The sequence below is a fragment of the Erwinia sp. BNK-24-b genome, from assembly GCF_047456155.1.
In the GTDB taxonomy this organism is placed as follows: domain Bacteria; phylum Pseudomonadota; class Gammaproteobacteria; order Enterobacterales; family Enterobacteriaceae; genus Erwinia; species Erwinia phyllosphaerae.
On record NZ_CP179901.1, the window covers coordinates 1,154,513 to 1,175,564 of the forward strand.

At 53.2% G+C, this 21,052-nt stretch carries 9 protein-coding genes, 1 tRNA gene and 3 pseudogenes; 9 read left to right on the forward strand and 4 right to left on the reverse strand.

All coding sequences use genetic code 11. The features are described 5' to 3' along the window. Positions 1 to 444 precede the first annotated feature (444 nt). Genes ACMGGR_RS05395 through ACMGGR_RS05405 form a run of 3 tightly spaced genes read left to right on the forward strand, consistent with a single transcriptional unit; the run spans position 445 to position 13,806 of the window. Positions 445 to 2,106, forward strand: a complete 1,662-nt coding sequence (locus ACMGGR_RS05395; RefSeq protein ID WP_414148336.1) for a ShlB/FhaC/HecB family hemolysin secretion/activation protein — start codon at positions 445 to 447, stop codon at positions 2,104 to 2,106. Positions 2,107 to 2,118: 12 nt separating this feature from the next. Further along, positions 2,119 to 13,407 carry a hemagglutinin repeat-containing protein gene (locus ACMGGR_RS05400; protein ID WP_414148337.1) on the forward strand — a complete coding sequence of 3,763 codons (11,289 nt, stop codon included), beginning with the start codon at positions 2,119 to 2,121 and terminating at the stop codon, positions 13,405 to 13,407. After that, a complete protein-coding gene (locus ACMGGR_RS05405; RefSeq protein WP_414148338.1) occupies positions 13,408 to 13,806 on the forward strand; it encodes an SMI1/KNR4 family protein in 399 nt (132 codons plus the stop codon). It abuts the gene before it with no gap. On the opposite strand, the gene ACMGGR_RS05410 is transcribed toward ACMGGR_RS05405, so the two are convergent. Further along, a complete protein-coding gene (locus tag ACMGGR_RS05410; RefSeq protein ID WP_414148339.1) occupies positions 13,807 to 14,349 on the reverse strand; it encodes an RNA 2'-phosphotransferase in 543 nt (180 codons plus the stop codon). A 158-nt stretch (positions 14,350 to 14,507) separates the two neighbouring features. Between ACMGGR_RS05410 and ACMGGR_RS05415 the strand changes: the two are divergent. The 4 genes and pseudogenes from ACMGGR_RS05415 to ACMGGR_RS05430 all read left to right on the forward strand — a co-directional run. After that, positions 14,508 to 14,724: pseudogene (locus tag ACMGGR_RS05415) on the forward strand (hemagglutination protein); the annotation flags it as partial. Positions 14,725 to 14,893: 169 nt separating this feature from the next. Next, positions 14,894 to 15,337, forward strand: a complete 444-nt coding sequence (locus tag ACMGGR_RS05420) for a hypothetical protein (protein ID WP_414148340.1) — start codon at positions 14,894 to 14,896, stop codon at positions 15,335 to 15,337. A gap of 203 nt (positions 15,338 to 15,540) precedes the next feature. After that, positions 15,541 to 15,720, forward strand: a complete 180-nt coding sequence (locus ACMGGR_RS05425; RefSeq protein ID WP_414148341.1) for a hypothetical protein — start codon at positions 15,541 to 15,543, stop codon at positions 15,718 to 15,720. Positions 15,721 to 15,940: 220 nt separating this feature from the next. Next, positions 15,941 to 16,806, forward strand: a pseudogene (locus ACMGGR_RS05430) (IS630 family transposase); the annotation flags it as partial. On the opposite strand, the pseudogene ACMGGR_RS05435 reads toward ACMGGR_RS05430, so the two are convergent. The 3 genes and pseudogenes from ACMGGR_RS05435 to ACMGGR_RS05445 all read right to left on the reverse strand — a co-directional run. Next, a pseudogene (locus tag ACMGGR_RS05435) lies at positions 16,729 to 17,350 on the reverse strand (tyrosine-type recombinase/integrase); the annotation flags it as partial. The pseudogenes ACMGGR_RS05430 and ACMGGR_RS05435 sit on opposite strands and share 78 nt — an antisense overlap. Positions 17,351 to 17,500: 150 nt before the next feature. After that, a tRNA-Arg gene (locus tag ACMGGR_RS05440) sits at positions 17,501 to 17,575 on the reverse strand. A gap of 1,012 nt (positions 17,576 to 18,587) precedes the next feature. Continuing rightward, complete coding sequence (locus ACMGGR_RS05445) at positions 18,588 to 19,493, reverse strand: formate/nitrite transporter family protein (RefSeq protein WP_246758038.1); 906 nt, start codon at positions 19,491 to 19,493, stop codon at positions 18,588 to 18,590. Positions 19,494 to 19,740: 247 nt separating this feature from the next. Between ACMGGR_RS05445 and ccmA the strand changes: the two genes are divergently transcribed. Further along, positions 19,741 to 20,358: a cytochrome c biogenesis heme-transporting ATPase CcmA gene (gene ccmA / locus ACMGGR_RS05450; protein WP_246758037.1), complete on the forward strand. Its 618-nt coding sequence runs from the start codon at positions 19,741 to 19,743 to the stop codon at positions 20,356 to 20,358. After that, the gene (gene ccmB, locus ACMGGR_RS05455) at positions 20,358 to 21,017 is read left to right on the forward strand and encodes a heme exporter protein CcmB (protein ID WP_414148342.1); all 660 of its coding nucleotides are present in this window, start codon (positions 20,358 to 20,360) and stop codon (positions 21,015 to 21,017) included. Before ccmA ends, ccmB begins: the two co-directional genes overlap by 1 nt. Positions 21,018 to 21,052 lie beyond the last annotated feature (35 nt).

Genomic DNA, 21,052 nt, shown 5'->3' on the forward strand with positions numbered 1-21,052 from the left:
GGAGTTATTTAATATTTATTGATTAATAGTTAACCTCTGAAATTAGCATGGCTCTTCATGGAAGGAGATATCGCAAATTAAAAGCCGGGATCTTTTTTAATATTTTTAAGGTGGAAGTACAAAACAGGAGAGAAGCCAGTGCTATCACAGAGAAAAAAACTGGCTCATAAGAGAGCATGGCGGGTGCCCCGGCTTAAAAAACGTAACGCTACTAATTTTCTTATTGAAATTTTCCGTTCTAACTTTTTCTTTAGCCTGAATAAAACCTTCTTAACTATGCGTTACCTTTAATTTGGCTTAAGGTTTTATTATATATCTGACTAACTCATTTTTCTGGAAAATCATCGTTTTTCGCTTCCACCAGGAACTTTCCGATTGTTAAGGTGGTATTCTGCTTTCCGAAATTTACACAATCCTTACAATCAATTTTATTTAAGTCTTAAAATGGCAAATTCATGGAAGCTGCTGGCGCTCTGCGTCGGAATAATAGCGGGCAACGCCGTCGCGGCACCCTTATCACCGGGCGACCGCGACTTTATTCAGAATCAACAGCAGGAGCGTCTGCAGCAGGACCAACAGCAACGTGACGCGTTATGGCATGCCGCCACGCCACAGAGCGCACCTGCTAAAGATTACGGACAATCTGCACAGTGCTTTCAGATAAACCGGATTACGGTTCGCCATGCCTCGCTGATGTCGGCGGAACAGCAGCGTGCTGTATCCGCACCCTATATTCATCGCTGCCTTAACTTAACGGAAATTAACGCGCTGGTACACAGCATTTCCGACTGGTATATGCAGCGCGGCTATATTACCAGCCGGGCATTTTTAACGGAGCAGGACCTGTCGCAGGGCGAACTGATCATTCCGGTGCTGGAAGGGAAATTAGAGGCAATTCGCCTGGAGGGAAAGCAGCCGCGTATATTGCACATGGTCTTTCCCGGACTGGAAGGAAAAATTCTCAACCTGCGCGATATTGAGCAGGGCATGGAGCAAATTAACCGCGTGCGCAGCACGCCGGTGCAGATTGATATTCAACCTTCAGTAAAGCCGGGTTATTCGGTAATAAACCTGACCGCGAAACCGGAATTCCCCCTTAGCGTCTCGCTGGGAATGGATAACAGCGGACAAAAAAGTACGGGCACCGGACAGGTCAACGGTTCACTGACCGGGAATAATCTGCTGGGTCTGGCCGACCGCTGGTTTGTCAGCGGCGGGCGCAGCAGCGCGTTCGACACGTGGCGCGATGCGAAAAATGTGCAGGCGGGCGTCAGCGTTCCCTGGGGCTATGGCCTGCTGGATTACAGCTATAGCCGCAGCACCTACCACAGCAGCTTCGTTAACAACGGCTTCACCTGGCTCAGCAACGGCGACAACGTCGCGCACCGTCTCAATGGCTCGTGGGTACTGTTTCGCAACGGCAACGTCAAAACCGGCGTGCAGCTTGGCCTGAACCATTATTCCAGCCACAACTACCTTAACAGCACGCTGTTACAGAGCAGCAGCCGCAAAATGACCAGCCTGCAGGCCGGCATTAACCATACGCAGAAAATCGCGGGCGGCGTGGCCACCTTAAGCCCAACGTTCAGTCGCGGCATGCCGTGGCTCGATGCAGAAAGCGACGCCGGCAAAAGTGGCGACCTGCCCAAAGCACAGTTTCGCAAATGGAGCGTCAGCGGCAGCTTTCAGCGCCCGCTGACCCGCTCGCTGTGGTGGCTGAGCAGCGTTTACGGCCAGTGGTCCCCGGACCGCCTGTACGGCAGCGAGCGCCTGACGCTGGGTGGCGAAAGTTCCGTACGCGGCTTTAAGGAGCAGTATCTGTCCGGCGACACCGGCGGCTATCTGCGCAACGAGCTTGATTACAGCCTGTTCACGCTCCCGGTAATGGGCGAGGTCAGCGCGGTGGCCGCTGTCGATGGCGGCTGGCTGAAAAGCGACGCGCTTAACCGTGATGCCACCGGCACCCTCTGGGGCAGCGCGGTCGGGCTGAATACCCGTAACCGTCATTTTTATACCTCCTATACCCTGGGTATTCCGCTTAGCTATCCCGGCCATTTCCAGCCGGATCACGTCAGCATTTACGCCCGCATCGGGCTGGTTTTCTAAAAGAGCAAAATTATGGACGATCGTCAGCCTGTTTCCTTTATCCGCCGCGCCCTGAGCTATGTCATCTGCTGCCTGGTGGCCGTACAGCCGATACTGCCAGCGGTTGCCGCTGAGATTACGCCGGTTACGCCCGGCACGAAGCTGGATGCGGCGGGTAACGGCGTGCCCGTGGTGAATATTGCCACGCCAAACCAGGCGGGCGTCTCGCACAACCAGTACCAGCAGTACAACGTGGGTAAGGAAGGGCTCATCCTGAATAATGCTACCGGGCGGCTGACGCAGACGCAGCTGGGTGGACTTATCCAGAATAACCCTAACCTGAAGGCGGGACAGGAAGCCCGGACCATCATCAATGAAGTTGTCGGCGCTAACCGGTCACAGCTGCAGGGCTATACCGAGGTAGGAGGCAACGCCGCTAACGTGATGGTTGCCAACCCGTACGGCATTACCTGTAACGGCTGCGGCTTTATTAACACGCCAGGCGTCACGCTGACCACCGGCAAACCGCAGCTGGATGCAAACGGCAATCTCGCCGCGCTGGAAGTCAGCAAAGGCTCGGTCATCGTTGAAGGACAGGGGCTGGACGGCAGCAGCGCGGATGCGGTATCGATTGTGGCACGCGCTACTGAAATTAACGCGGGCATTTATGCTAAAGACCTGTCGGTGACGACGGGCGCAAACCGTGTCGGCCAGGACGGTTCCGTCACGCCGATTGCGGGCGAAGGTGCAGCACCCGCGGTCTCGGTGGATACCGGCGCGCTGGGCGGTATGTACGCGAATCGCATTCATCTGGTGTCCAGCGAGAAGGGCGTTGGGGTTAACCTGGGAAATCTGAATGCGCGACAGGGTGATATGGTGCTGGATGCCGGCGGCAGGCTCACGCTGAATAACAGCCTGACCAGCGGCGCGGTCAACATCAAAGGTGAGGGCGTGACGCTGACCGGCGATCACAAAGCCGCCGGTGATATCACGGTGCAGTCTGACCAGGCCGTGGCGCTGCGTAACGGCGCGCTGGTCAGCGACGGCGCGCTGGCGGTCACCGCGAAAGATAACCTCAGCGTCAGTGGCGTCAGCATGACCGCGGGCCGGGATATCCGGATCAGCGGTGCCGATATGGCGCTGGACCAGTCCAGCAGCGGCAACGCGGGCGCGGATATTCAGCTTGGCGCAAAAAACCGGCTCGATAACGCCGGGCAACTGATGGCGGGCAATAACCTCGCTGTAACCGCGCAGCAGGCGCAGAACAGCGGCATGCTCGGTGCAAAAGTAGCGCAGACCCTGAATGCCGATGCGGTAGCCAACGGCGGCAGGCTGGTCGCTGACAGCCTGCAGATTAAAGCCCGTTCCATCACCAACCGCGGTGAGCTGCTTGGCGGCGCGCTGACAAGGGCAGAGGTCGATCGGCTGGACAATACCCGAGAGGGGTCGATCACGAGCGCTAACCGATTGTCCATCAGCGGCAATTATCTCAGCAATCAGGGGACTTTCTCCGCTCCTGATTTACAGCTTACCGGCACGCAGATCGACAACGGCGGCCTGTTACAGGGCAGCCGCAGCCTGGTGCTGAGCGGCAACCAGGTTAATAATCTCGCCGGCGGCACGCTGAGTTCTGATACCAGCTTTTCGCTTAACCTGCCGGAACTGAATAACAGTGGGCTGATTCACAGTGCCGCCGGGCTCACGCTGAGCGGCGACAGGCTGGTCAATGCCGGAGAGATTAATGCTGCCAGCCTGAGTGCCAGCCATAATCGCCTGAGCAATCTGCAAGGCGGGCTGCTGCTGACCGATACCACGTTACAGCTGCGCCTGCAGCAGCTTGATAATCAGGGGCAGATTGCGGCCGGCGATTTAACGGTCGACGCCGCACAGATGACTAATGGCGGGACGCTGCAGGGCAGTAACAGCCTCACAACTCGCGGTGCTGGTCTCGACAACAACGGCACGCTGCTCAGCGCGGGCCTGCTCGATCTGATCGCTACCGATCTCACTAACCACGGGCTGTTGCAGGGCCAGCGGCTGCAGGTTCAGGCGGATACATGGCAGAACAGCGGTAATGCGCTCAGCGAGAATGACGCGCAGCTGCGGGCCGGGCACCTGAATAACAGCGGCAATATATTGGGCCAGCAGGCGATCGCCCTGCAGAGCGATCGTACCGATAATCAGGGCCAGCTGATGGCCAGCGTGTTGAGGCTACAGGGTGACCTGAACAACAGCGGCCTGATTCAGGGCGCGGCATCGCTGGCACTGACCGATGGCGACGTCACCAACCAGAGCAGCGGCCAGTTGCTCAGCGGCAGCGAGCTGACCGTTTACGGCAACGCGCTGGATAACCAGGGCAGCATGCAGGCAGACAGCCTGACGCTGACGGCGCAGCGCTGGCAAAACTCTGGTTCTGTCTCCGCCGCATCGCTGCTTAACGCAGAGGTGAGTGATGAGCTGAACAACAGCGGCAGCTTGCTGAGTGAAAAGGCGATGGATTTACGGGCCGGTGCGCTGCTGAACAGCGGCACGCTGGCAGCCGATCGCCTCAGCCTGCACGCGCCGCAGCTGACCAACGGTGGTTTATTACAGGGTAACAGTACGCTTACTGTCGACAGCGCGCAGATTTTCAACCAAGCCGGCGGCAGCCTGCTCAGTGGCGGTTCGCTGATGCTGGCCCCGGAAAGTCTGAAGAACAACGGCCTGCTGCAGGTTGCCGATGCGCTGACGATTGACGGCCACGATTTTATCAACAATGGCCAGGTCAGCGCCGGTACGCTCTCTGCCCGACTCGGCGGTACGCTAACTAACGGTCAGGATGCACGCATCATTGCGCAGCAGCAGGCCGACCTGACCGCAGCAACGCTGGATAACCGTGGTACGCTGGCGGCCGTACAAATGACCGCTGCCGGCGACGTTCTGCAAAACCGCGGCCTGTTGCAGGGCGATGCGGCGTTGAGCGCACGCTTCGGGACGCTTGATAACCTTGCCAGCGGCACGCTGCTCAGTGGTGACGTGCTGACGTTACAGGGCAATAACGCCAGCAATGAAGGCAACTGGCAGGCGGCAAAGCTGGGCTTTGTGTTTGATACGCTGGCCAACCGCGGCACGCTCAGCAGCACCACGCTGGACGGCACCACGCACGGAGAGCTGAACAATAACGGTATTATGCTCAGCAGCGGCGACGCTAAACTGCACGCCGACAGCCTGACCAACGGCGGCAAAATCAGTGCAGACGGCCTGCTTCTGCGCGCTACCACGCTTGGCAACGGCGGCCTGCTGCAGGGCAGCGGATCGCTGGATGCGCAGGCGGACACGCTGGCTACCGCGGCGGGCAGCAAAACCCTGAGCGGCGGCACGCTGCTGCTCAATGCCGGGCAGCTGACCACGGCGGGCACTCTGCAAGGCGCGCAGGCGACGGTAAACGCCGATAGCTGGCAGCATCAGGGATCGCTGCTCGGCAACAGCGATCTGCAGGTGAATGTTAACGGCGAGCTGACTAACAATGGTGAACTGCTCAGCCACGGCGGCGCTCGCATGGGCGCGCAGACGCTAAACAATACGGGTTCGCTGCTGAGTGAACAGGCGATGGCTCTGACCGGTAACACGCTGAACAACAGCGGTAGTGTGCAGGGCAGCACCCTGATGATTACGCCCGCCACCGTTATCAATCAGGGCAGCCTGATCGGTTTACAGGCGCTGACATTGAGCGTGCTGCCCCAGGCTGCGGGCCGCATGATGCTGCGTGCGCTGGCCGCACCGGCCCGCACGCTGACCAATAATGGCGGCGGCTCGCTGTTAACGCAGGGTACGCTGACCGTTAGCAGCGATACGGTGACCAACAACGGTAGCTGGCAGGCGCAGCAGATCCTGCTGAATGCGCAGCGGCTGAACAATAACGGCGCTATTCAGAGTGCCGATGGCATGCAGCTCCTGCTTGGCGACCGGCTTGATTCCGGGGCGAGCAGTAAAATCTCCGCCGGGGGGGCCGCTGTGCTACAGGCGTCAAACCTCGCCGCGCAGGGTCAGTGGATCGCAAAAAATCTGACGCTGAACGGCGGCACGCTCAATAACAACGGCGAGATCGGCGGCGTTGACGCGCTGGTGGTCACCCTTACCGGCGCGTTGACCCAGCAGCAGGATAAAACCTTGCTGAGCGCGGGCAAGCTTACCCTGCGCTCGGCTTCGGTAAATAACGCAGGGCGTATACAGGGTGGCGCGCTGGAGATCGCCAGCGACGCGATTGACAACAACGGCCGCCTGCAGGGCGACAATAACCTGCTGGTCACTGCCAGCGGACGCCTGACCAACAGCGGTAGCGGATCCCTGCTGACGCAAAACACGCTGACGCTGACCACGCCGGAACTTTACAACTACGGGCTGATCCAGGGCGGCGGCACCAGCAACCTGCGCGCCACTGGCATTGCCAGTAATGCGGGTAGGCTGCTTTCCGGCGGCGAGCTGACGCTGACCACGCCACAGCTGGTTAACAGCGGGTGGCTGCAGGCGACGCAGCTGACCCTGAACGCCACCAACAGTAATAACGCGGGTACGCTGCTTGCCAACGGGCAGGGCACACTAACCGGTAACGACTTTACCAATCAGGGCACCACCCAGGGCGGCAAGCTGGCGGTAAATTATCAGCAGCTGACCAACCGCGGCACGCTGCTGGGCACTAATCAGCTTAATATCACCGCTTCGCAGGTGAACCAGCAGGCACCGGGCAGATTATTCAGCGGCGGCGACCTGCTGCTGCACAGCGATGGTTTTGAGCAAACCGGTCAGGTGGTGGCGCTCGGTGATGCCACGCTGGCACTGAACAACAGCTTTACCGGACGCGATGTGATTGCCGCCGGTAACCGTCTGAGCATCAGCAGCAACGGCACCCTTGATAATCAGGGCACGATGCAAGGCCAGGCGCTGACGCTCAGCGCGGGCGGCGATTTTACCAATAACGGGCAGCTCACCACCGGCTCCGGCGACAGCAGCCTGAGCGGCAACCGCATCGCCATGAACGGCAACGGTACCCTGCAGGGCGGCGGCAACGTTAACCTCAACAGCCGCAGCGATATCATTCTCGACGGTTTTACCGGCACCCGCGGCAGCCTGCTGCTCAGCGCGCCGGGCAGCATCGTTAATAACGCGCTGCTGTACGCGGGCAATAATCTCTATCTCTATGCCAACAGCATCCGTAATCAGCGCGCCGATATGCTGGCAGGTAACAGCCTGTGGATGCAGCGCGACGCAGCAGGCAATGCCAGCAGCGAGGTGATCAATACTTCCGGCACCGTCGAAACGCAGAACGGCGATATTACGGTTAATACAGAGCATTTGCTGAACACGCGTGATGGGCTTCAGGTTCAAGAGAGCACAAAGCAAATCAGTACTGTCTCGGGGGTAGGTAACGCTTCAATTGATGTGCCCCATACGCAAATGGCGGATGGAACCTGGGGTTATTACTCAAGAACAGGTATACATCAGACAGGTCCATGTAATGGTCATGGTGCCTGTAGTTACAAGAAAGTTACAAGCTACTACTATGCGCCTCTCGCCGATTACGTAACTCAAAAGTTTGCTACTTCGCAAACGGATGTCAGTGTCGTTGCGAATGGGAGCGCCGGGCGTATATCAGCCGGTAACAACCTGACTATCCATGCAGATTCACTCGACAACCAGGCCAGCAACATTCTTGCAAATCAAGATATTTCGCTCCTGGGTTCTCAGCTTAATAATCAGAGCTGGCAGGCAGGGAAAAAAGTTGAAAACCTGGTTTATAAGTACGCTTTAAAGAACAGTGAAAATGCACCCACTTTAGCAACTATATCTTCCAGCATTAAGGTGCCTACTAAACCTAAAGTCGATACGATTTATTTTGAACTAGTTGGTCATGAGTCAGATTTTACACCTGGCGAACTTTATCGTTCAGTGATTCAGGCTGGCGGCAACGTCAATGCCAGTTTCAGCGGTGATGTCAGCAATACCTCCACCACTGCGAATGCCGGGTGGACCGGCAATACCCTGACCGCACCTGCCGTCGCTGGATTAGCCGCGCTGAACCAGGCAGGTACGACGCAGCGCCAGACCCTGGAAGGCAGCAGTCAGGTCGCTGTAAACTCGCCTGCATGGCGGGAGCAGTTACAGAATGCGTTACAGCAGGTAAATGCTGGCGTGGCGCTGGATGGGACAAAACCGGGTGAAGCGCCTCTGACGAAACTGTCAGGTGCACAACAGGGCCTGGCTGCATTGGGTCATGCGGGTAATCTGGTAAAGGGCAATCTTACGCCCGCTTCATTGCCACACACTACTCCCACAAAAGTTGACACCAGCGCTTATCCACTGCCTTCCGGTGACAACGGTTATTTCATTACGTCCCGCGACAGCAAAAGCCCGTACCTGATCACCATTAACCCCAAACTTAACGGGCTGGGACAGCTCGATCAAAGCCTGTTCGGCGATCTCAACGCGCTGTTGAATAAACATCCTGGTAACGCGGCGCAGGAGACGCGCACGCAGTACACCGACGTAAACGCCTTCCTGGGTTCGTCCTATCTCATGGACCGGTTAAATCTGAAACCCGATCAGGACTATCGTTTTCTTGGCGATGCGGCATTTGATACCCGCTACGTCAGCAACGTGGTGCTTAACCAGACGGGCAGCCGCTACCTGAATGGCGTCGGTTCAGAGCTCGACCAGATGCGCTATCTGATGGACAACGCCGCTGCCGCGCAGCAGTCGCTGGGCCTGCAGTTTGGCGTCTCCCTCTCTGCCGACCAGCTGGCCGCGCTGGATAAAAGCATTCTCTGGTGGGAAGCGAGTACGGTAAACGGCGAAACGGTAATGGTGCCGAAGCTCTATCTCTCGCCGAAAGATGTCAGCCTGCAAAGCGGCAGCGTCATAGCCGGTAATAATGTTTCGCTGAAGGCGGGTAATCTTACCAACAGCGGCAGCAGTATCATCGCCAAAAACGATCTGGCACTGGACAGCGATAACCAGATCGGCAACCTGAGCGCAGGCCTGATGGAGGCCGGTGGCAATTTAAAGCTGAGCGCACTCGGCGATATCAACAACGTCGGGTCCACCATCAGTGGTAAAACCGTGGCGCTGGAAAGCGTAACCGGCGATATCAATAACCTCACCGCCACTCAACAACTGACGCTGAATGTGGGCAACGGCCGCGGCGGTAGCAAATCTTTCACCGACACTTTAAGCGGGCCGGTGGCTAATATTGCTGCGCTGGATTCCCTCAGCCTGGCGGCGGGTAACAATATCACTGTTACCGGCGCCAGCGTAAAAGCCGGCGGCGACCTGCTGATGAACGCATGGAACGATATTGCGGTCACCAGCAATCAGCTGACCAGCGGCAACGCGCAGTCCGGGTTTAAAACTGGCTGGCGTAAGATTGACGCCACCAGCACTACTACAACCACTAATCAGGGCAGTAACATCAGCGTGGGTGGCAATCTGGTCATGCAGGCGGGTCGCGATCTTGACGTCACCGCCAGCAATATCAGCGCAGGCAAAAATGCTGCGCTGGCCGCTGGTAACGATCTTAACCTGAACAGCGCCGCCACCGGGCAGAACGACGTGCAGGGCAAGCGGGAAAGCCATTCCAGCGGTGTTGATCGCACTACCCTGACCAGCGGCGGCGATCTGACGCTGGCGGCGGGCCGCGACGTAAACAGCCAGGCCGCAGGGCTGGTGGCTGACCGGGATGTGACGCTTGAAGCCGGACGCGACGTAAATCTTCAGGCCGCGCAGACCACCTCCGGCAGCAGCAATAAAGGAGGTAAAAAGACAGAAATCAACGAGTCCGTACGCCAGCAGGGAACCGAAATCGCCAGCGGCGGAAATACGGCAATCACAGCCGGAAGGGATGTCAACAGCCAGGCGGCGCAGGTGACGGCCACGCAGGATGTGGCGGTTAATGCGGGCCGTGACCTTAACCTGGGCACCGCGACCGAAAGCGATTACAGCTACAAAGAGGAAACCAAATCTAAAGGCGGTTTCCTGAAAAAAACCACCACGCACACCATTAAAGAAAGCAGCGACACGGCAGAAAAAGGCACCCTGCTGAGCGGTAACGGCGTGACGTTAAACGCGGGCAATAATCTGCTGGTCAAAGGTTCTTCGGTGGTCGGCGATAATGACGTCACGCTGAAAGCGGGTAACAACGTCGATATCGTGGCCGCGACCAACACGGATGCCAGCTGGCAGCTGAGCGAGAAAAAGAAAAGCGGGCTGATGAGCAGCGGCGGTATCGGCTTTACTATCGGCAGCAGCAGCACGCATCAGGAACTGAGGGAAAAGGGCACCACCCAGAGCCAGAGCGCCAGCACCGTAGGCAGCACCGGCGGTAACCTTACCGTGACGGCCGGTGGACAGGCGCATGTGGGCGGCTCCGACCTGATTGCAGGGAAAAACATGACGCTGACCGGCGACAGCGTGACCATCGATCCGGGCCATGACAAACGTACCAGCGACCAGTCTTTTGAGCAGAAGTCCAGCGGGTTGACGGTAGCGCTTTCCGGCGCAGTAGGCAGCGCCATTAACGGGGCGGTTTCTACCGCGCAGGCTGCCGCTAAACAAAGCGATGGTCGCCTGGCCGCGCTTCAGGCTACAAAGGCGACGCTCTCCGGCGTTCAGGCTTCGCAGGCCTTGCGTATGGACGCCGCTAAAGGCAAGGATCCGTCTAACAATAACACCATTGGTATTAGCGCAACTTACGGCTCTCAGTCTTCAAAATCGACCAGCCACAGCGAGCAGGATCACGCCAGCGGAAGCACGTTAAACGCAGGCAATAACCTGAGTATTGCTGCAACGGGCGCGAAAGCAGATGCGCAAAGCGGTGATATCACCCTTGCTGGCAGCCAGTTAAAGGCGGGGCAGGATATGACGCTGAATGCAGCGCGCGATATCACACTACTTTCTTCACAGGATACGGCGCTCACTACCGGTAAAAATGAGAGTAAAGGCGGCACGTTGGGACTCGGGGTTGGTGCCGGTTCAGGTGGCTGGGGGATCAGCGTTTCTGCCAGTATTAACAGCAGTAATGGCAGAGAGAAAGGGAATGGCGTCACGCAAAATGAAACCACGCTGGATGCAGGCCGTCAGCTAACGCTGAACAGTGGCCGCGACACCACGCTGAGCGGCGCGCAGGCGAGCGGCAGTAAAGTTGTGGCAGAGGTAGGCCGCAATCTTACCTTAAACAGCCTGCAGGACAGCAACAGCTACAACTCGCAACAAACCAGCGTCAGCGCGGGCGGCAGCTTTACCTTTGGCTCAATGAGCGGCTCGGCTTATCTAAGCGCCAACCGCGACAAAATGAAAAGCAATTACGATTCGGTTATTGAGCAAACCGGAATTTATGGCGGCCAGAACGGCTTCGACATTACCGTTGGCAACCATACGCAATTAAATGGCGCGGTTATTGGTTCCACGGCCACAGCGGATAAAAACCGTCTGGATACCGGCACGCTGGGTTTCAACGATATTGATAATCGTGCCGACTATAAAGTACAGCATCTGGGAGGCAGTTTCAGCACTGGTGCGCCAGTTGGCAGCCAGATGCTAAGTAATATGGCTTCCACTCTGCTTAGTGGTCTGGGCAGTAGCGGTCATGCAGAAGGCACGACAAGAGCTGCCGTTTCCGATGGAATGGTCACCGTACGCAATCAAAATGGCCAGCAGCAGGATATCAGTCAGCTCAGCCACGATGTCGCCGGTGCAAACGGCAGCATCAGCCCAATTTTTGACAAGGAAAAAGAGCAGAAGCGATTGCAGACCGCGCAGCTGGTAGGCGAAATCGCGGGGCAGGCTATGGATATTGCGCGCACTGAGGGTAGCATTCGTGCAACCAGTGCAGGCAAAGCCGAGCTGGCAAAGAAGGGAGTGCAGGAGCCGGGAGAAAAAGCTACAAAAGAAGACTGGAAAACTTACAATGATGCACTAGTCAATTCTGAAAGTTATCAAACTACGCAAAAACAGTTCGGTACCGGCAGCGCTATTCAGCAGGGTATGCAGGCAGCAACGGCGGCAGTACAGGGTTTACTGGCAGGCAATGTACAGGGTGCGATTGCAGGAGCGTCAGCCCCTTACCTGGCAGAGTTGATCCATAAAGAAACCACAACAACCGGGCCAGACGGCAAAGAGGTGGTTAACGAGCCTGCTAACCTGATAGCACACGCGGTGCTGGGCGCAGTGGTCGCGCAGGTTCAGGGAAATTCAGCGCTGGCAGGTGCAGCAGGCGCCACGACAGGTGAGTATATTGCACAGCAGCTTTATCCGGGAGTCAGCCGCGATAAACTGAATGAGACGCAGAAGCAATATATCAGCGAGCTGAGCACGCTGGCGGCTGGCCTTGCGGGCGGAATTGCCGGAGACAGTACGGCTGGCGCAATGGCGGGTGCACAGGCTGGAAAAAATGCTGTTGAGAATAATGCGCTGAGCGTGAAGCAAAACCAGGAACGTGCCAAAGAAATGACGGAGTGCCAGGGTAATGCCTGTAATGCTGTCGTTGATAAATATAAGAAATTAAATGCTGAGCAGCATGAAAGCGTTGTGAACTGTTCTGGTGCTCGGGTTTGTGTCGATAAAGCGAATGAAGTTGGCAAATTGCAGGCTGATTATGCTAACCGTACCAATGAGTTGCTGAAAAAAGCTCGTGACAATGGTGGCTTAAGCCCAGAAGAACAGAACGAACTTTCTATTCTTCAGGTGACTACAATCCAGCTTGAGGCAGACAGAAATGCAGCGATTCATAATGCATTGATGTCTGGTGATTCACCTGAAGCGAAGCAACTTGCGATGAGTTCGCTGGCTCAGGCGGCTGGAACGAGTGCCGCGGGAATAGCGGCTGGGGTAGGGAAAAAAGAAGTCAATGAGTCAATCACAGTTAAACCGACAGGAAATAATTTCTCATTTGATGCTAACGAAATTCGATTTTCGCAGAATACTGTTTCTTACAATAAGACTGATCGAGGTACAGGTGTGAAATACACTTACGATGATCTTGTTTCCAGTATGAAAAAAGATGGCTGGAAAGGTGATCCGGTTGATGTTGTAAAAATGCCGGATGGCAATATGACAAGCATGGATAATACCAGGATAAATGCAGCAAGAGATGCTGGCATTAAAGTAGAAGCTAGTGTCAGAAACTTCAGCGATTTGTTACCAAAAGATATGATTGACTCTGGTCGTTTTGGTTCTTCTACAACGTGGGGAGAGGCGATAACAGGAAGGATTAACAACCAAAGCGCGGGGTTTAGTAAAAATAACCCTTATGGATCATCCGAGTCACCAAGAATAACTGGCAAGGGTAAATAAATGATTGATAGATATATGGCTTATCAAAAATATTTATACTCAGGGTTTTCTTTTCCTGACAGCTTTATTAATTATATATCTCATTCAGAGTTAGAGGATATCGAGCCGTGGTGGCTGTTTTGCAGTTCCTCAAACTATGTTGACTTTTGGTGTGAGAAAGTCAGAGAGCTTTATCCTGACAGAAAATTAATTCCTTTTGCCAATTGGCGCTACTCAGATGATATTGTATGTTTTGATGGTGAAGATACATCAGGTGATCCAAAAGTTTACTATGTTCATGCTTTTGCGTCTGCTGGCTGGGAAGACAGAGGACACACTGATAACTTTACTGAATGGCTAAAAATAGCGCGTCTTGAATCAAATCGTAACAAAGCTGAGCGAGTTGAAGACGATATGTAATTATTCTTGAATAAACTGGTAAGGAATGGTTTCAGTTAACCAGACGCCATTTTCAGCCTGAAAAAATTTAAAGCCCTGTTCATACATATTCAGGGCTTTTATAATTAATATCATCGGTTTTCCATGACGTTGTCCTACCTGAATTGCCGTAACTTCATTAGGAGAAAGATGTACATACTGTCGTGACATAGGAAGCAGGCCTTTCTTCCTGATTTCAGATATAAAGCGCGCGGCTGTTCCATGATATAAAATATCAGGAGGGATGTTTTCTTTATAAGTTATCTTAACCTGTTGCGTTGAATGACCCTGAGCAGCACGAATATGCAAGCCATCAGTTGAAATAGTAAATCTTTTTTTATCACTATTGGTGACTATCGCTAGAATAATACTTTTTTCAAGTATGTAACCTTCTTTTTTTGCACAAAGAATTAGATCAGTTATAACTGCCCATCCATTTTGGTCAAGTGATAATCCAATAGCTTCTGGATGATGACGCAATACATAGCTTAAAAATCTACTTATATCAGTGTTTTTTTTACTCATATTGCTAATCTCAAAAAGTGGCCAACACACCGGTATTTTACTTTATTAGTTCATTCGTTACCATTTTATCGTTGTGGCTTTTGATTATTTCTACAAACTTCACGAAACTCTTTAGTTTAGATATCACAAAATCACACACTTTTTTGAGTGTCTAAACCTCTACAGGGGCGGAAGGCAGCTTCACCTTCGGCTCAATGACCGGCTCGATGAACGTGAACCTGAGTCGTGACCAGATGCACAGCACCTGGCAGAGCGTGGAGGAGTTTGCGGGCAAAGGCGGTTTTGACGTGAGCGTGGGCGGGTACACGCAGCGGGGCGGTCATCGGCTCGACGGCGACGGCGGACAGGAACCGGCTGGAGACGGGCACGCTGGGCTGCTGGCGGCCTGGCGGGAGACAGCACGGGCAGCGCCGTTGCCGGAGCACAGGCCGGGAAGAATGCGGTTGAGAATAATGCGCTGGCACTACCAGCCCCTGTTCCGGTGCCTGTACCCGGCGTTCCGGTTAGTCCGGGAGATAAGGTCACCAAGGACGCTAACGATAAAATGGCGTCTGCGCTGGATGACCTGTTTGATACCCTGGATAAGGCAACACAGTGCTCCTTTGGCCGGGCCTGTTCGACGGATGATACAGAACAGTCCGGTGGCCCGAATGTCAGTGCTAATCTGATTGATGCGGAGAAGGCTGAGCTGGGTGGAGCAGGATCGGGGACGCCGGGTGGCTGGGAGCCGCAAGATGAAGACAATGCTCGTAATAGTGAACAGAAAACAACTGTTGATGATCTGATGTCTTCATCGTCAAAAAGTCGGGAAACAACAGGTCGATCAAAGTTTTTTGAAAGATCAGGTGGTAGTGAGGCTGCTAATAAAGAATTTGATCTATTAAAACCTACTGAAATTAAAGATATTCCTGGTGGCAGGGTTGGTAAACTCCCTGATGGCCGAACTATAGTTGTCAGAGAAAGAAGTACAGATGGTAGACCAACGTAATAAATACAGTCTGGTAAGAATAGAATTCAATTTAGATATGATGAGTGATGCCATATGATTGAAAAAATTCTGAATATTGAATACGACGTATTTCGCTTTAAAAATAAGCAATTGATTGATTTTAAATATTCTTCTGGAACACTTTAGTTAACTTTATCATCAAGTTATAAAAATATTAATAATAAATTCCGAGTGGTATTTGAATGGATACACTCTTTTCGCATCGCATCGCATCGCATCGCATCGCAGATGAAGGTGATTTATTAAAGATGCAAGATGAGCTAGAAAGTAAGATGGTTGAAGGGGTCTACGTAGTAGAAAGATCTAACTATTTATCATGGTTAATGAGCAAAGCGCCAATATTCATGATGGCGACCTTATAAATCATTAATTAATAGTTACAGGTAATGATGTTATTGATGTTTTGTCTTCCGTTAGTCCAGCAATAATACCTTGTTGATAGAAACCCCAGTCCTCACGGCTGGGGTTTTACTTTATAACTAAATAGCTGCGCCAAATAATAGATCACCCGAAGGGAACTTAGCCCGGATTGTGCGATCTGATCAATCGCCAAACATCACAAACCACCAACCGGATTGAGCGATGCCGATCATAGTACCAATACCCCGTATCGAACGACGCCTGATGCAAAAAGCTATCCATAAAACACGCGATAAAAATCATGCCCGCAGGCTCACCGCGATGCTGATGCTTCATCGGGGCGAGATGTTGCCAGAACGCTCTGCTGCGCCCGTTCATCCGTTGGACGCTGGATTAACTGGTTCACACTGTCGGGTGTCGAAGGACTGAAATTCTTGCCCGCAGGACGCTCCCGGCGTTGGCCGTTTGAGCATATCTGCACATTGTTACGTGAGCTGATAAGACACGCTCCCGGCAATTTTGGCTACCAGCGTTCACGCCGGAGTACAGAATTACTGGCAATAAAAATCAACGAGATAACCAGATGTCAGTTGCATGCCGGAACCGTTCGTAGCTGGCTGCCGTTAGCCGGATTAGTCTGGTGCGGGGCCGCACCAACGTTGTGTATTTGCGATCCCCATAAGGATGAAAAGATAGCCGCAATCCAACAAGCACCGGGCGAATGCAGCACAGAACACCCGATCTTTTATGAGGATGAAGTGGATATCCATCTCAACCCAAAAATCAGCGCAGACTAGCAACTTCGCAGACAGCAAAAGCGAGTCGTCACGCCGGGTCAGAATGAAAAATACTGTCTTGCTGGGGCGTTACACAGCGGCACGGGAAAGGTCAGCTACGTTGGCGGTAACAGCAAAAGTTCGGTGCTGTTCATCACCTCGCTGAAACACCTTAAAGCCATGTACCGGTGGGTAAAAAACATCATGCTCATCGTGGATAACTACATTATCTACAAAAGCCGGGAGACGCAGCGCTGGCAGGAAAGGGTAGTTTTGTTTTCTGTATCCTTTCATTGCATCTGCCAGATCTGGTGCCGGGTTGTATTTAGCCCGCCCGGTTACAATGGCATACCCGAAAACTTCTCCACATCTGCGTCTCGCCTTATTGGCCCTCTCCAGTGCGCCGCGTTCTTCAAACCTGCGAATGACTTCCAGTATTTTCATTGGCTCGATTTCGTTTATTCTCAGGTGGCCAATCATTGACAAAATATCATCCCGGAACATCCGCGCCAGCTCATTAGCATATCCCAGCGACCAGACCTGTTTTTTGTGCTCATACCATTCCTGATAAATGGCACCGAAAGAGCTGTCTGCAATCGCCAGCTTTTTCGCTTTAACCGGTCCACTCCCACTGAAACATCCTTTCTCGCCAGCCAAGCTTTATCCCTGGCCTCCTGTAATGACACAGTGGATACTTCCCCACCGTCAGCCCTTTCTCTTCACCGTCTATTTTGTACCGCAGCTGCCAGACTTTTTTACCGGATGCCGGAACATAGAGGTACAGGCCATTGCTATTCAGCAGGCGATAGGGTTTATCTTTGGACCTGACCGCGCCGATCTGCTTAATGGTCAGCATGGGTAAAATTCCGGCGGGTAAAATTATTTACCCGTTTTTTACCCGCCGAAGTACGTGGCTGTCAACGGACTATTGCGAACTAATGGTTTACGGGGATATTGGTTTGAATGGGTTTTTGCGAACTACTACGGATGGGAGCGAACTGTAGAATGGTGTCCCCTGCAGGAATCGAACCTGCAACTAGCCCTTAGGAGGGGCTCGTTATATCCATTTAACTAAGGAGACATCGGCATGAACTTTTAAGCTGGCGCACATACTACCGCAAGTGCAGCCTGTCCTCAAGTATATCATTGTTTTTACGCGGCAAAGGCGTTCTGGCTGGCAAGTTTACCGCTTTAGTTGAATGCATATCGAGCATTATGCTTACAAATTAAACTATTTTAACGAGGGAAGCCTTGATTGATCCGCTTCTGTTAATTGCTTTAAGAGTAATGAGTTACGTCATGGCAGGTTTACTCATATGGGCACTCTTCGTATTCTTCGATATCTTTCTCACAGTGAATAATTTTTAAAAAGATAAAGCCAAATAATAGCCATGCTAATAAAATACAAATTATAAACATAATGCTCACAAAGTTTCAGGTCATATTTATCGGCATTTATGGTAGCAGATAATGATCTTGCTACAAGATTAGCGTGGGTTTTTTGTAGCATAAATATGTTATTTTAAATGGGTGCTTATTTTAATTAACTATAAGAAGCAATATTAATTTTATTCTCTTTAATGGAAATTACTATTTATTTAAAAGGGTGCTCTTGTTTTTTATTTAATGAGGGTCTTTTAAGGCTTTTTTTAGCAGGGTTGTTCTTTTTGGTAAAGGCGATTTATAGCGGTTACGGTTAAGAAAACGGATAAAAATTGTTTTCACTACAGTCGCAATAGTTGCGCTGGATCAAGATTCACCCTTCAGGACAGGACTAATGTAAAGAAAATTCAATGAAGGTTGCTGTTTTGTTCGGTTCACTCGGGAGGTCGCTATGTCTCTGAAACTGTCACTGGGTATTATCCTGCTGGTCTGGCTAGGCTATGTTGCGTTTGCCAGCACTTTCTATGTGCACACATTTGCACTGTTCAGCTAAGGCGAGGTGCCTGATTGACTTATGCGCTGTTCAGCCCGAACAGAACTTATTTTCAGCTGAAATAAATAACGGCAGCGAACCAGTCCGCTGCCGTTATGTGCCAATCCTGAGCCCGATACCGCAGTACTAACCGCCTGAAAAACTCAGGCAGTTCAGCTTAGCCTTCGTCCTTTTCTTTTTCATTCTTACGTCGCTTTTTTGCCTCAGCCTTGGCCTGCGCTTTTTGACGTGTGCTCATATCGTTACGGATTTGGGTATGGCTAATCACCGCAAAAATAAAAGTGCCGCCAATGATATTGCCCGCCAACGTGGGTAAGGCAAAGGGCCAGATAAACTCCTGCCAGCTGATAGCGCCGTTAAAGACCAGATAAAGAACCTCTACCGAGCCCACCACGATATGTGCCAGATCGCCCAACGCCACCAGCCAGGTCATCAGAATGATGATCCAGATTTTTGCCGCGCCGGCAGAAGGAAACATCCAGACCATCGTGGCAATAATCCAGCCGGACACTATCGCGTTGGCGAACATTTCACCAGGTGTATGCTCCATAACCTTATGGCTGATAGCCATAAAAGCTTGCCGGGTTGCCTCGTCAAAAATGGGCATATGGGTAAAGGCCAGCGAGGCCAGTGCCGTACCCGCCAGATTGCCAAGCAGTACCACACTCCACAGGCGTAGCAGCAGCAGGAAGTTGCTGCCGGTAGGTTTGTGCATCACCGGCAGGACGGCGGTGACGGTATTTTCCGTAAACAGCTGCTGACGAGCCATAATGACAATAATGAAACCAAAGGTATAACCCAGATTTTCAAACAAATAGGCGCCAGGCACGCCAGCCAGATGCGCCTGAAAAATGCCTTTCGCCATTAGCGAAGCGCCCATCGACAGTCCGGCGGCTATAGCCGAAAACAGCAGCGCCAGACTGTCGCGCTCCAGCTCTTTTTCGCCATCCTGGCGAATCTCTTCATGGATCGCAGCCGCGCGTGACGGCAGTGCCTCCTCGTTAACTTCTATCTCTTCTCCTTCATTTTCTTCGCTGTCGACTTCCACATTATCTTCTTTCATCGTACTGCTCCCGTTGCTGGCCTGAAATATCTCGTCTAAGCGTAGCGGGTTTTAGCGTTGCCAAAATGTAACTGCGTTTCAGAATAAGCGTAACAAGGCTTTAACGAAGCGCTGTTTTTCAGCCGAAAGCCGTCGAGACAGGGCATAATAGCGGCAACTTAAGCACTCAGTGACCAGCAGCAGGCTGCGATGAAGCGATCAGCTGTGGTACTATTTCACGCACTATTAACAAGCGTGATGTTCCCTGATGCTACAAGCCCAAAATCTGACCTGCGTACGCGATGAGCGCATGCTGTTTAGCGATCTCAGTTTTACCGTATCAGAAGGCGATATTGTCCAGATTGAAGGGGCAAACGGAGCGGGGAAAACCTCTTTGCTGCGTATTCTGGCCGGGCTAAGCCGGGCAGAGCAGGGCGATGTGCTGTGGCAGCGGCAACCCATCCGTAAGCAGCGAGAAAGCTGGCATCAGGCGCTGCTCTATCTTGGGCATCAGCCCGGGGTAAAAGCGGTCTTAACCGCTCGGGAAAATCTACGGTTTTTCCATGCAGCCGAGCCGGAAGAGGCTCTGTGGCAGGCCCTGGAAGAGGTTGATTTAGTTGGATACGAAGAGATTGCCGTGGCGCAGCTTTCTGCAGGGCAGCAGCGCCGCGTGGCCCTGGCCAGGCTCTGGTTAAGCCAGGCTCCGCTGTGGATCCTTGACGAACCGCTGACCGCAATTGATAAATCGGGCGTAGCAAAGCTGATGGCGCTTTTTAACCGTCATGCTGATAACGGTGGCGCGGTCATTCTGACCACTCACCAGGAGCTGCCGGATGCCGCTCGTAGCGTGCGTAAAATCCGGCTGACCGCAGCGGAGGCGGAGTAGTGTTCTGGCTTATTGTTAAACGCGAGCTGCGTGTGGCTTTCCGCAGCGGCGCGGAAATTGTTAATCCGCTATGGTTTTTCCTGATTGTGATTACGCTGTTTCCGCTTGGTATCGGCCCTGAACCTCAGCTGCTGGCGCGCATCGCGCCGGGTATCGTCTGGGTTGCGGCGCTGCTCTCTTCGCTTCTGGCGCTTGAAAGGCTGTTTCGTGATGATTTTATCGACGGCTCGCTCGAACAGCTGCTGCTGCTGCCGACGCCCCTGCCGATAACGGTGCTGGGTAAAGTAACCGCTCACTGGCTGGTGACCGGCTTGCCGCTGCTGCTGCTCTCTCCGCTGGCGGCGCTGCTGTTATCGCTCAATTGTGCCAGCTGGCGTGCAATGGCGCTCTCTTTGCTGTTAGGCACGCCAACGCTAAGTTTGCTGGGCGCAATCGGTGTCGGGTTGACGGTTGGTTTGCGTCGCGGCGGGGTATTATTGAGTTTACTGGTACTGCCTCTGGCGGTGCCGGTGCTGATTTTCGCTACGGCGGCCATTGACGCTGCCGGCATGGGGTTACCGATAAACGGACAGCTGGCTATCTTAGGCGCAATGCTGGTGGCCAGTGCGACGCTGGCACCTTTTGCCACCGCAGCTGCGTTGAGAGTGAGCGTACACTAACAAAAAAAGACAGGCCCAACGTTTCGCAGACTGCT